Genomic DNA, 13,068 nt, shown 5'->3' with positions numbered 1-13,068 from the left:
CTCGTTGTTGCGGGGTTCAATCAGCGAGCGATCTTGCCATCCACCGACAGCTTGCCGGCGCCTTCGAACACCAGCGCTACGCTGATGGCCAGCAGAGCCAGGGCGAACTCGTAGCCATTGTTGCTCATGAAGAAACCGTTGGCGAAGTGCACAGTGAAGATCGCCACCAGCATGGTCACCGCCAGTACCGCCGCAGCCGGACGTACCAGCAGACCGATGATCAGCGCCACGCCGCCGAAGAACTCGGCGCTACCAGCCGCCAGCGCCATCAGGTAGCCCGGAGCCAGACCGATGCTTTCCATCCACTGCGCCACGCCAGCCAAGCCATAACCACCGAACCAGCCAAACAACTTCTGCGCGCCATGGGCGGCGAAGGTGATGCCGGCGACGATACGCAGGATGGTGATGCCGAAGCTGGCCTGGGTGGCGGTGATGTTCTTGATCAGGTTGTTCATTACAGCGCTTCCTTCGTGTGTGGGAGTTGATGGCGCACAGAATAGCCAATTTATTCGATTAAAAAACAGCAAAATACCGGTAATTAATATCGAATAAATAAATATTTAGTTGGCCGTCAGACGCTGCCTTTGCGGTTCGAGCAGATAGCGCTCACGGTCATAAGCAAGGTAGTACTTATTCACCGCATTCACATAACTCACCACGCCCATGCCCATCTGCTCCATGGCCACACGTTCGACCTGGAAGAACCACTGATTGGGATTGAGGCCACGCCTGCGTGCTTCGGCGCGCAGGCTCTGCACCCGCTGCGGCCCCAGGTTGTAGCCAGCCAGGACGAAGGCCATGCGCTCGCGCTCGTTGAGCTGCGGGCTGTTGAAGAAGTTGCGGCGGATCATCGCCAGGTACTTGCTGCTGGCCTGGACGTTACCGTCGAGGTTCTGGATGTTGCTCACCCCGACGCTACGCGCCGCCGCCGGGGTAATCTGCATCAGCCCGGTCGCGCCGCTGGCGCCGCGCGCCGATGGGTTCAATGTTGACTCCTTGAATGCCAGCGCAGCCAGCATCAGCCAATCGAAACCCTGCTGCTCGGCATGCTGCTGCAGCACCGGGCGCACCTTCTCCAGACGCTGTCGTTCAGTGCGCCCCAGTGGCGAATGCACCTTGTACAGCCGTCGATAGACGCGCTGGAACGCCGCATCCTGGTCGGCCGGGCTCTGATAGCTACTGAAGAAACGGTCAATGCTGGCACGCAGCATCGGCGCATCGGGGCGCACGAACCATTTCATGTCGCCATCGCGCGCCAGGATCAGATGCTTGTCGACGCGCAACTTGGGCATCACCTTGGCCCAACGCTCGGCGATCGGCAACTCCACCGCAGTGCGTTCGAAGATGCCGGCCTGAACCATTTCCAGTACATCTTCGACGGCCAGGCTGGGGTCGACCCACTCGACCACGATGGGTGGCAGCTTGCGATCAGCCAGCTGCTGGTTGATCAACCGTAGCGCGTCACCCACGGCGCTACCCGCTGGCAATGAAAGACTACGCCCGGCCAGCTGTTCGAGGCTGCGGTAATGCCGGTTGCCTTGCTTCGATACCAGCACCAGCGGTACTTCGCGGCGAATCGCCGTACTGGCACTGACATCGTGCCCGGTGCGTACATTGAGCAGTTCGCCGGGGGCGACCAGGTCGCCCTCGCCGCGCTGCAATGCGCCTAGCAACTGATCCTTGGCTTTGGGGATGATCTTCAATCTGAGGCTGCGACCATCTCGAGAATTGCGGTTGAGGTACTGCTCGAATGCCCGCAGGCGATGGTATTCGACGCCAATGCTCTGGCCCTTGACCGAGCCCGAGCTGTTACGGCTCTGGTTGACCAGCACGCGCAGCTCACCGCTGCTGCGAATCGTCGGCAGATCACGCGCACTGCGAGCCTGGCTGCCTACCTCCGGCGGGCCGGCCACGCGCGCACTGACCGACAACGGCAGCGCGGCCAACAGGCACAGGATCAGCAGCAATCGCGACATCGACTCTCCAGAGAAGGCGGTTGGCCGCCGAAACCTTGATCCGGTTGGCAACCTGCTGCATGCCCTTGCACGACAGACCGCACCAGCCGTAAACCCGCCAAACAGGTTCCCAAGGCTGGCGGGGCGCGGAGATTGGCACAGCCAGACGCTGCAGCGCCACCCCACAACCTTGCATCAACCTTAAAAACAGCGACCAACTTATTGTTTTAAATCGACTTCCTGACGAACGGACACCATCTGCTATTCTGCCCCTTCGCGTTCAACAGGTGGCACCATGCAACTCATCGATATTGCCGTCAATCTCACCCACCCCAGCCTCGCGGTGCAGGCCGAGGCGCTACTCGAACGCGCTTATGCAGCCGGCGTGTGTCAGCTGGTGCTGACCGGCACCAGTCTGAATGAAAGCGAAGCCAGCCTCGCACTTTGCCGACAGCTGGATAGCAGCGGTGAACGCTTGTTCAGCACCGCCGGGGTTCATCCGCACGACGCCAGCTCGTGGAACGGTGCCAGCAGCCGCGCGCTCAAGGCGTTACTAGCCGAGCCACAAGTGCGCGCCGTAGGCGAATGCGGACTGGATTTTGATCGCGACTTCTCGCCACGCCCGGCACAGGAAAAAGCCCTGGAAGAACAGCTAGCCCTAGCCGTCGAACTGCAGATGCCGGTATTTCTACATGAGCGTGAAGCCAGCCAGCGCCTGCTGGAAATCCTGCGCAACTACCGCGATCAGTTGCCCGCAGCGGTGGTGCACTGTTTCACTGGCGAGCGGCGCGCGCTCTATGCCTATCTCGATCTCGACCTGCATATCGGCATCACCGGTTGGGTCTGCGATGAGCGTCGCGGCACGCACCTGCATCCGCTGCTCAAGGACATCCCCGGCAAGCGCCTGATGCTGGAGACCGATGCGCCCTTTCTGCTACCGCGCAGCCTGCGGCCAAAGCCCAAGAGCGGGCGTAACGAGCCCGCCTTTCTCGGCGAGGTGCTGCGGGAGGTGGCGTTGCACCGCGGGCAAAGCGAGGAAACCCTGGCAGCACAGACCACAGCCTGTGCGCGAGCGTTCTTCGATCTACCAGCCATACTGCAGGGCTCGACACCAGAGTATTGATTGACGTCAAGACTCTGGCCATTCATCGAGGCATACTGCTGGCACTTAGCCGGCAGTTGAAAAACTAGCTACGTTGCCATTGCTGCGTTAAAAACAGGCTCACAGTCGCAGACTGAACGCGCTTTAGCGCGGCCCCGAAGGGGTGAGCGAAGCGAATCAAGTGCTCATTTACAACTCGTAAAGTCGGGCGCGACCCCGGTCGTTTTTCGCCTGTTTTTGCGGGGCCGCCATCGGTATTGCACTGGCTGCCTCGCCTACATTTTTTCAACGGCCTGCTAGCCAATAGCGAACGCAGCGAGACGGATAACAACAGCATGGGCGCCTGGATCAGCGATCTTTCTCTCAAATACAAATTCTGGGCGGTCAACGCCGTCGCCTTCGTCATCAGCCTGATGCTGGTGCTGTTCGCCCTGCATACCGAGCAACAGGCACGCAGCGCCGATGCCAGGAAGGCTGCAATCGCGCAGGCGCGCCTACTCCAGCAGTGGCCGCAGCAGGCAGCACTGCCCAATTCGAGCAACATCCAGATGGGCAACGGCAGCCTGCCAGGCGCTCAAGGTGGCCCCGACGCCAGTGGTTGGCAGGCAGTGAAGCATGACGCCCGGTTCGGCGACTCGCCGGTGATCGGCGCGCAGCGTGTCACCCTCAGCGATGGGCGCACTCTGGCAATCATGGCGCGCGCGCCCAGCCTGCTCGACCTGTTCGCCCAGCACGCACTGACCTACGCCATCGCAGTCGCCGTGTTGATGCTGTTGCTGCTGGCTGCCTCGCAGCTGTTGATCCGCTTTCTCTTGAGCCACCTCAACACCCTCAAGGACGTGATACTGCAAGCCGAGCGCAGCGGCGACCTGTCCCTGCGCGTACCGCTGAGCAGCCGTGATGAGGTCGGTCAGATGGCTGCCGCCTTCAACGCCATGCAAGCCGGCTATCAGCGCGTGGTCGGCACCGTCGGCCAGGTGGCTGGCGAGCTGAACAGTGGCACCCGCGATATGGCCGAGCGCATGGGAGCCGTGCGCCAGGGCATGCTCAGCCAGCAAAGTGAAACCGACCAGGCCGCCACCGCGATCAACGAGATGTCGGCGACCGTGCAGCATATCGCCGATCACGCTGGCACCACCCGCGATCAGTCGCTCAATGCCGATCAGCTAGCGCGCGCAGGCCAGCAGGTGGTCGAACGGGTCGAGCAATCCATCGCGGCCCTGTCGCAAGGTGTGGGCCAGAGCGCCGCCAGCATCGAGCGCCTGGCCGAAGACAGCCAGCACATCAGCCGCGTGGTCGGTGTGATTCACGGCATCGCCGAACAGACCAACCTGCTCGCCCTCAATGCGGCCATCGAGGCCGCCCGCGCCGGTGAAATGGGCCGCGGTTTCGCCGTGGTCGCCGACGAGGTACGCAACCTGGCCAAGCGCGTGCAGGAGTCCACCGACGAAATCACCCAGATGATCGGCAACCTGCAAGGCGGCACCCGCGACGCCGTAGAGTTCATGCGCGAAAGCTCGGAGAACGCCAACCATTGCGTACAACTGGCGCAAGAAGCCGGCGAGTCACTGGCGGCGATCACCGCCGCCGTGGCGCTGATGCGTGACAGCAATACGCAGATCGCCGTGGCCGCCACGCAGCAGAGCCAGGTGGCCGAAGAGATGAGCCGCTCGGTGGTGGGCATCCGTGACGTCACCGAACAGACCGTCGGGCAGACGCTAGAGTCGGCCGCCACTAGCCAGCAACTCGCCCAACTGGCAGGCGAGCTGAACAAGGCCATCCGCCAGTTGCGCCTGTAGAGGGTGCCGTTTAGGCAGAAGCCTATCTGCGCCATAGCCAGGAGCAATTCGCTCTGCATGGGCGGCACTCCTAGACTCGCTTCATCGAGTCGAGGATCGCCCCATGAGCAAACGTCACCCCAACCTGCTGGCCTGGCAATGGCGTCATTACGCCAGCCAGCATCGGCACCCCACCAACCTGCTGCTGCACCTGATTGCAGTGCCGCTGTTCCTGCTATCGCTGGTTGTGCTGCTGATCGGCCTATGGCATCTGCGGTTCGTGCCATTGGCGCTGGGCAGCATCGGCCTGATCGCCTCCTTGGCGCTGCAAGCTCACGGCCACAGACTGGAACAGCAGCCAGCGGAACCCTTCGCCGGCAAGAGTGATGCGGTGAAGCGTCTGCTACTGGAACAGTGTGTGACCTTCCCGCGCTTTCTTTTCAGCGGCGCGTGGTGGCGCGCCTGGCGCCAACGTCGGCGCCACTGAATCAGGCAAAAACGGTCACGGTCTGCCGGCTCAAGGCGATCAGCTCACCTGCAGCGGTCCACATCGCAGCAGCCACGTGCCCGTAACCGTCGCGGGCATGTTCGATATCCGCGCGATACAGGCACCAGTCTTCACTGCTGAGGGTGTGTAGGGGCTGGACGAACTCGATGGTCCAGGTCAGCGAGCTGCCCGGCGCCGGGCTTTTCAGATACGGCAGTACCGCAGGCGGCCAGGCATCGACCAGTGCCAGCACATGCGCCTCGCTGAGCGCCTGCGGTTCGCGCTCACCGCGCAAGCGCACCCAGCCGCCCATCTGCCGCGACGGCGTGTTGCTGAAAGGCATGCCGCCAATCCCCCAACGCATGGCCAGAAAGCGGGTGAACTCCGGCGTGACATTGCGCACGTAGGGCAACTCCTGGCACTGCTCGACCGGCGTGATCTGCGGCGCGGCAAGTGCCTCCACGGCAATCGCCGAAGGACGCGAGGCGCCAAAGCTGCCCTGCACCACGGTCACTACCTGGCCGTCCTGAACCGCACGCAGGGACATCTGGCTGACCGCCTTGCCCTCGCGCAGCACCTCGGCCTGGAAACTGACGGGAACATCCGGCGCCACCGGCCCGACGAAGGTGATGGCCAGCGAGCGCACCGGTCGGCCCTGCGGCACCTTGGCGCGCATCGCCTCGAACGCCAGTGCCGCCACCAGGCCACCGAAACTGGCGCGTCCCTGCCCCCATTCGGCCGGAATCACTACGGCATCGGGATCGCGGCGCACCGCTTCGAGCATTTCGGAAAAGATCATAGGCACCTCGGCATTCATCGATGGCGATGATCTTAGGGGATGGCGACAACTGAACGATAGCCTGTATGGATGCCTATTCGGTCATATTTGCGGCGAAAATGTCGTCTTATTGCGCATTGGGAAAATCGCCATACAGCGCCAACAAGGCTCCATCAGCGCGCTGCTCAGCGGCCTGCTGAGCCTGCAGCCAGATTGCCCGACAGGGGCTCAGCGACTCAATCGCGTCGGCCTGCGCCAGCCATTGCAGGTGGTCGTGCCAGTCGCCCAGGGCGCTTTGCGCACGTTTGAGCCTGAGTTGCGCCGCCTTGCTCAAACGACTGTGTGCCGGGTAGGTTTCAGCGGCGTAGCGCACACGTTTGATCAGCAGACGCAGGCGATGACGGTCATGCGCCGGATCGCGCAACGCGCGGGCCAGTTGTCGTTGCTGGCGTCGCAAACGACGTCGGATGCGCTTGTCTACATCGTTCAATTGGCCTTGCCTGGCAGCATCACGCCAATTCGCCGGCCAGCTGTCGAGCAACAGCATCAGGTCGGCCAATTCACGACTGCTGGCAATGGCAGCGTAACCTGCGGCGCGCTGGCTCTCATCGGCAGGCGCCAGATGGACCAGGCCCAGGCGCGCCAACTCGGCCACCAGCACCTCACGATCACGCAGTGGCCCGCTGAGGCGGCCCAGCACAGCGGCACCCTGTTCCAGAGCCTCCACCGCTGGCAGACCGCGCAACGGACGCAACAGACTGCGCAATTGCCGCAAGGCAATGCGCAGGTCGTGCAACGCCTCGGTGTCGGTGCAGTCGGCCAGCCGCGCCTGGCAGGCATACAGCCGTACCTGCAGAGCCAGGACGCGCCCCAGGCAATGTTCGATGAAATCGCTCATGCTCGCTCCTCTCAAACGGCGATGTGCCCAGGCTAACAGCCCGGCCATTCACTCACACATGTGGCCCACAGGCCGTTGAAAAACGACCTGCCTATGGGCGCTAACGCGACAGGCGCCAGGGTAATGCTTTGCGCAAATCACTCAACGCCTGCCGCAGGGCATCACGCGAAGCTGGCCCGCCAGCATAGCGCTGCTGCTCGAAGCAACGGGCAAATGTCTCGATCTGCGCCGCCTGCTCAGGCAGCTGCTGCGCCGCACGCAACGCGAAGGAGCGCGCACCCTCACCCGCTTCTCGGCGCACGTCATGGCGCGCCAGCAGCCGCTCGAACTTGCGAAAAGCCTGGCGTTGCGGATCAGGTCGTTGTTGCCAGGGCTTGAGCAACCACAACGCCAGCAGGCCAATCAAAAGAGCGCCAGTGCCCACCAGAGCGAGCGCCAGGCGCTGCCAATCGAGACCGCCGAACCAGTTCTGCAGCAGTTTCAGCTGCTGCTCACCCTGGTAACCCAGCACCCAGCGCTGCCAGCCGTAATTGAGGTTCTCCCAGCTCATGCGCAGTTGATTGAGCCAGGCCAGCTCGCGGTAGCGCAGCGGCGAGAAGGGCTGGTCCTCGAGAAAGCCATCCTCCTCGGTCAAGGCCTCTTCCAACCCTTGTTCGATACGCTCCGGCGCGACCTGAAATGTCGGATCGACGCTGCGCCAGCCGCGGCCCGGCTGCCAGTACTCGACCCAGGCATGGGCGTCGAACTGACGTACCTGGATGTAGTTGCCGTTAGGATTGAGCTCGCCGCCCTGATAACCGGCGACCACCCGTGCGGGGATACCCGCGGCACGCAGCACGAAGGTCATGGCGCCGGCATAGTGCGCGCAGAAGCCGCGTCGGGTGTTGAACAGGAAATCGTCGATGCTGTCGCTGCCCAGAGGCTGTGGGCGCAACGTGTAGACGTACGGCTCATGGTTGAAATGCTGCAGCACTGCCGCCACCAGCGCGTCAGCCTGCGGATACTGCGCCTTCAGTTCAGCCGCCCAGGCGCGACTGCGCGGGTCGCCCTGCTGGGGCAATTGCAACGCCTGACGGATACCTGGCGGTTCGGCCTGCGCCTGCCGCACGGCCTCAGGCCAGGAGCGCACCTGGTACAGCAACGGCCGATCCACCGGACGCAGTCTCTGCCAACGGAAGTCGTTCATCATCCGCCCGCTGTCCTGCGCCATCTCGCCGACATCCAGCGCGTACAGCCAGCGCTTGCCGCTGGGCTGCATGATGATGCTGTAATCGAGCGGCTCACCGGCCTTGTTCCACTGCGGAGCTACGGGTATGTCGGCGTAGCCGGACTGCGACCAGCGCCGGCCATCGAAGCGCTCCAGCGTCAGAGCACGCCAGTACAGCTGCCCTCTGGGCGGCACTTCACTCTCAAAACTGGCGCGAAAGGCCAGTGCCGAGGAGCGACTGAGCTCGGCGATATCGGCCGGCTCCATACTGTCCGACAGCCCCGTGACGCCCTTGTCGTTAGGCAGTGGCAGCGACCACAACGGACCCATGCGCGGAAAGAACACGAACAGCAGAAGCATCAGCGGCATCGCTTGCAGGACCAAGCCACCCGCCAGGCGCAGGGGCGGCCAGGGGCGTTCGGCAAAACCACTGTGCTGCAGGCCGACCAGTGCGGTCAGCAACGCCGTGACCGGCAGCAGGCTGTAGAGCGCGGCCAGAATGCCGTCCTCGAACAGATAGGCGGTCACCACGCAGAAGAATCCCAGGAAGATCAGCACCAACGCATCGCGTCGCGTGCGCATCTCCAGCAGCTTGAGAGTGAAGGTAGCGATCAGCAGCACCGACGCCGCATCCAGCCCCACCAGGGTGCCGCGCGAAAGCAGGATACCCGCCAGCACCAGCAGCACCAGGCCGCCCTTGGCCCAGCCATTGGGATAGCGCGCACGCATGCGGAATATCTGCACACGCCAAGCGGCAGTGCCCAGCCACAGCACGATCATCCACAGCGGCAAATGCACCAAGTGCGGCACGATCACCAGCACCTGGGCGACCAGCAACCAGGTCAGGGCAATTCTCGGGATACCCGGCAGGCTGCTCATGCGCGTGCTCCGAACAGCGCCAACGCGCGCAGGCAGGCATCGCGATGGCCTTCACCATAATCCGGGGCGATCACCTGCCCGGGCAGTTGCAGGCCGAACGCCTGTTGCCGCTCGGTGAACTGCAGCACCCAGTAGCAGAGCAGCGACAAACGCATTTCGCTGTCGCCGCCCAGGCTGTCGAAGTCCAGCCACAGATCGCGGCCGCTGAGCATGGCGAAATCCTTGACCAGCAGGCCCTGGCCACGTGAATAGGCCTTCCAGTCCAGACGCCGTTTCGAGTCGCCTGGCTGATACTCGCGCAGGCCCTGGAAATCATCGGCACCCTGGCCGCGGGCACGCATGCCCTCCTCTTCCTCGTCGCCCAGGCCCGCCGACAACGGCAACTCGCCCTCCAGCGGCCGCGGGTAGACCAGCACCGCCTGATCCAGATCGACCCAGCTCCAGGCCACCAGCAGGCCCAGCGGGAAACGGCTTTCCACCCGCAGACGCTCGGGCCGCAGCCAGCCACGCCGCACGGCTGGCTGACTCAGATCCACTTCGGTCTGTCCCTGGCGAGGTACATCGCGCACCACCAGATCAGACGGTGGCCAACCCAGCGCCACGGCCTGGCGCTCACGCTCGGGGCTCTCCAGGCGCACGCGAAAACGCGCATGCTCGCCGACGAACACCGCACCGCCACCACCGGCCTTGAGCACCAATCCGGCCAGGTTGCGGTAGGTATGCAGGATGGTGACGACGAACACCGATACCAGCAGGAAGGTCAGGCCGTAGGCCAGGCTGTTCTGGTAATTGATGCCCACCAGCAACATCAGCAGCAGAGCCACGGCAAAGATTGCCCCTACCCGGCTGGGCAGAATGAAAATACGCCGCTGATTCAGGCGCACGCTGGCCGCTGGCGGAATGCGCCTGGCCAGCCAGCGCCGCCAGAGCGGCTTCAGCGCTGCACGCATCAGAGCGCCGGCACTTCGCGCAGCAGCCATTGCACCAGACTGCCGCCACCGTGACCGGTGGGGTCGGCGCGCTCGCGCAGGCGATGCCCCACCACCGACGGCAGCACCGCCTGCACGTCTTCGGGAATGACGTAATCACGCTCGGCCAGCAAGGCCCAGGCCCGTGCAGCGGCCAGCAATGCCAGACTGGCACGCGGCGACAGCCCCCAGGCGAACTGCGGCTGGCTGCGCGTCGCCTCGACCAGGCGCAGCACATAGTCGATCAGCGCGTCGCTGGCACGCACCTTGGGCACTTGCGCCTGCAGGCGGGCCAGTTCGGCATGGTCGAAAACGGATTCCATGCGCGGCAACAGATCGCGCCGGGCATCGCCCAGCAACAACGCTCGTTCCGCCGCTTGCGCCGGATAGCCGAGCGACAGGCGCATGAGAAAACGATCGAGCTGGGATTCGGGCAAGGCGAAGGTGCCGCCACTGCTGACCGGGTTCTGCGTGGCGATGACGAAGAATGGCTCAGGCAGCGGCCGGGTCGCACCCTCGATGGTCACCTGCCCCTCTTCCATGGCTTCGAGCAGCGCGCTCTGACTCTTCGGCGTGGCGCGGTTGATTTCATCGGCCAGTACCAGCTCGGCGAAGATCGGCCCCGGATGAAAGACGAACTGCCCACTGTCCTTGTCGAACACCGAGGTGCCAAGAATGTCGCCCGGCAGCAGATCGGAGGTGAACTGGATGCGCTGGAAGCTCAGCCCCAGCACACGCGCCAAGGCATGGCTGAGGGTCGTCTTGCCCATGCCCGGCAGGTCTTCGATCAACAGGTGACCACGCGCCAGCAGGCAGGTCAGTGCCAGGCGCACCTGCGCCTCTTTGCCCAGCAGTACCTGATTGACCGAGTCGAGACAGGTATCCAGTTTGGTTCGCATCGTTCGCTCCTTATGCAGAACGTCGATGCTACTGGGGCGCCAGCGCGTGGCATAGCGCTATGCAAAGTTTGCTCACGAAACTGTGAGGGCAGACGCTAAGTCAGGCGAAAGTGCCCTGCCATGCCCTGCAGCTCACGCCCCAGCTCAGCCAGCTGGATACTCGACGCGGCGGTTTCGTCCATGGCCGTGGCTGACTGATCGGCAATATCGCGGATCGAGGTGACGCTACGGTTGATTTCTTCGGCCACGGCGGTCTGCTGCTCGGCCGCTGCAGCGATCTGCTGGTTCATCTCCGAGATAAGGCCCACCGCCTCGGCAATCGCCGCCAAGGCGCCTTCGGTCTGGTTGGCGTCGCCCACCGTCAGGTTCACCAGACCGGCGCTCTGCTCCATGTCCGTCACCGCGCGGCGGCTGCCCTCGCGCAAAGCCGCAATCAGCGACTCGATTTCCGCGGTGGATTGCTGAGTGCGTTTTGCCAGTGCCCGTACCTCATCGGCGACCACCGCAAAACCACGCCCCTGTTCTCCCGCGCGCGCCGCTTCGATGGCTGCGTTGAGCGCCAGCAGATTGGTCTGCTCGGCCACGCTCTTGATCACGTCGAGCACTGCATCGATGCGCTGAGTGTCCTGACTCAGGCGTTGAATGCTCTCGGTAGTGGCGTCCATGGCGCGGGCCAATTGCTCGATGCGCTGCAGGGTCTGACGCACCACTTGACTGCCCGCACCGACGCGCTGGTCAGCCCGTTCGGTGGAAGCCGCTGCCGCCTCGGCATTGCGCGCCACCTCATACACCGTGGCCGTCATCTGGCTCATGGCGGTGGCGACCTGATCGGTCTCCAGCTTCTGGCCATTGACGCCCTGGCGCGTCTGCTCGGCGGTTGTCGAAAGGCTCTGGGCGGAACTGGAAATCTGTGCCACACCGCCCTGCAGGCGGCCAACCATATTCCTCAGGTTGGCGGACATGCCTTGCATGGCAGCCAGCAGTTGACCGATCTCATCGCGCCGATGCTGTTCGATACGTACGCTGAGGTCGCCACTGGCAATGGATTCGGCGAGGCCGATCACCCGCTTGAGCGGACGCACGATGGCCAGACTGATCATGATCGCCGCGCCAAGCCCGAACAGCAGCGCCAGGGCCGCTGCCACGATGATCAGACCGCTGCTGGCCTGGCGCTCGGCGCGCATGACCTGACGTTGCGTATCCAGAGCCAGCTCGACCTGCAGCAGCAGGTGCTCAACCTGAGCGACCAGTTGGCCGTAAACCTGTTTCTGTTGCTGCAACTGGGTGGCGTATTCCTTCAGACGCTCGTTGAAGGAGTCGACGTTGACCACCACCTCGCCGAGCACCGCAGCATAACCGGGGTCGTCCAGCGCATCGCGCAACTCGGCAGCCAGGGCTTGCGCCTCGCCGGCCTGGGCAATTTCCGCCTGCTCACTGCTGTCGCTGCGCCGGCTGGCTTCCAGGCGCTGGCGTGCCTGATCCAACGCCTGCAAGAGTAATTGATGAATCTTGCCGACCTTGCCGGCCTGCAGGACCGAATCACCGCCCTGCTCGCCTTGGGAGCTCTTGAGTAGGTCGACGCCATCTTCGGCCAGCCCTTCCTGCAGCAGATCCAGGCTGTTGGCCGCACTGACCACCAGCCAGTCGGCGGCTTGCAGGGACAGCTGCATGTTGTCGGTGAGTTCAACGTAGCGGGCAAAAGCGCTGCGGTAGTCGGCCAGTGCGGGCTCGACCTGTGCCAGAATCGCGGCCGTGCCGCTATCAAGCTCACCTTGCAGGGCCTGCCCGGCCTGCAGAATCGCCTCGGCCTGTTCGGCCAGACGCTCGGCGTGCTGAGTGCCGCCACTCAGCGCGAACGCCTGCTCGCTCTGGCGCATGCGCAGCACCTGCTCGCCAAGTGCGTTCATGCGTTGCTGCAGCTCGGCGCCAGCACTGACTTCACGCAACGCCAGCAAACCGGTAACAGCCACCAGAGCGGTCAGCATCAATACCAGAGCAAAACCCGTCATCAACTTGCTGGTCGTGCTCAGACTGGCCAGCCGCTTGCTCAATGAGCCACCCATGACATCCCCCTGCCTACCGCAGCTAGCCCCGAAATCTGGAACATAGGAGCGCAG

11 protein-coding genes are annotated in these 13,068 nt (G+C 63.7%); 3 read left to right on the top strand and 8 right to left on the bottom strand.

Annotation, left to right across the window (positions count from 1 at the left end; translation table 11 throughout):
• Positions 1-20: 20 nt before the first annotated feature.
• Complete coding sequence (locus BM186_RS09135; RefSeq protein ID WP_017677113.1) at positions 21-455, bottom strand: DoxX family protein; 435 nt, start codon at positions 453-455, stop codon at positions 21-23.
• Between the two features lie 105 nt (positions 456-560).
• Positions 561-1,976 carry an MltF family protein gene (locus BM186_RS09130; RefSeq protein WP_017677114.1) on the bottom strand — a complete coding sequence of 472 codons (1,416 nt, stop codon included), beginning with the start codon at positions 1,974-1,976 and terminating at the stop codon, positions 561-563.
• A 274-nt stretch (positions 1,977-2,250) separates the two neighbouring features.
• Here BM186_RS09130 and BM186_RS09125 point away from each other — a divergent pair, with 274 nt between their 5' ends.
• The 3 genes from BM186_RS09125 (at position 2,251) to BM186_RS09115 (ending at position 5,322) form a co-directional block, all read left to right on the top strand.
• A complete protein-coding gene (locus BM186_RS09125) occupies positions 2,251-3,078 on the top strand; it encodes a TatD family hydrolase (RefSeq protein WP_074914827.1) in 828 nt (275 codons plus the stop codon).
• Between the two features lie 314 nt (positions 3,079-3,392).
• The gene (locus BM186_RS09120; protein WP_074914825.1) at positions 3,393-4,856 is read left to right on the top strand and encodes a methyl-accepting chemotaxis protein; all 1,464 of its coding nucleotides are present in this window, start codon (positions 3,393-3,395) and stop codon (positions 4,854-4,856) included.
• Positions 4,857-4,959: 103 nt separating this feature from the next.
• A complete protein-coding gene (locus tag BM186_RS09115; protein WP_074914823.1) occupies positions 4,960-5,322 on the top strand; it encodes an Mpo1-like protein in 363 nt (120 codons plus the stop codon).
• 1 nt (position 5,323) lies between these two features.
• On the opposite strand, the gene BM186_RS09110 is transcribed toward BM186_RS09115, so the two are convergent.
• The 6 genes from BM186_RS09110 to BM186_RS09085 all read right to left on the bottom strand — a co-directional run bounded on the left by BM186_RS09110 (position 5,324) and on the right by BM186_RS09085 (position 13,014).
• Positions 5,324-6,121 carry an acyl-CoA thioesterase gene (locus tag BM186_RS09110; protein ID WP_074915247.1) on the bottom strand — a complete coding sequence of 266 codons (798 nt, stop codon included), beginning with the start codon at positions 6,119-6,121 and terminating at the stop codon, positions 5,324-5,326.
• Positions 6,122-6,227: 106 nt separating this feature from the next.
• The gene (locus tag BM186_RS09105; RefSeq protein ID WP_074914820.1) at positions 6,228-6,998 is read right to left on the bottom strand and encodes a CHAD domain-containing protein; all 771 of its coding nucleotides are present in this window, start codon (positions 6,996-6,998) and stop codon (positions 6,228-6,230) included.
• Between the two features lie 100 nt (positions 6,999-7,098).
• Entirely contained in the window at positions 7,099-9,084 is a 1,986-nt protein-coding gene (locus tag BM186_RS09100; RefSeq protein WP_074914817.1) for a transglutaminase TgpA family protein, read from the bottom strand.
• Positions 9,081-10,034 carry a DUF58 domain-containing protein gene (locus BM186_RS09095; RefSeq protein ID WP_074914815.1) on the bottom strand — a complete coding sequence of 318 codons (954 nt, stop codon included), beginning with the start codon at positions 10,032-10,034 and terminating at the stop codon, positions 9,081-9,083. Before BM186_RS09095 ends, BM186_RS09100 begins: the two co-directional genes overlap by 4 nt.
• Entirely contained in the window at positions 10,034-10,951 is a 918-nt protein-coding gene (locus BM186_RS09090; protein ID WP_074914813.1) for an AAA family ATPase, read from the bottom strand. Before BM186_RS09090 ends, BM186_RS09095 begins: the two co-directional genes overlap by 1 nt.
• A gap of 95 nt (positions 10,952-11,046) precedes the next feature.
• Positions 11,047-13,014 (bottom strand): methyl-accepting chemotaxis protein, encoded by a 1,968-nt coding sequence (locus BM186_RS09085; protein WP_074914811.1) that lies wholly within the window; start codon positions 13,012-13,014, stop codon positions 11,047-11,049.
• Positions 13,015-13,068: the final 54 nt, after the last annotated feature.

This window comes from Ectopseudomonas toyotomiensis (assembly GCF_900115695.1).
Lineage (GTDB): Bacteria > Pseudomonadota > Gammaproteobacteria > Pseudomonadales > Pseudomonadaceae > Aquipseudomonas > Aquipseudomonas toyotomiensis.
This window is presented reverse-complemented; position numbering and strand designations above follow the sequence as displayed.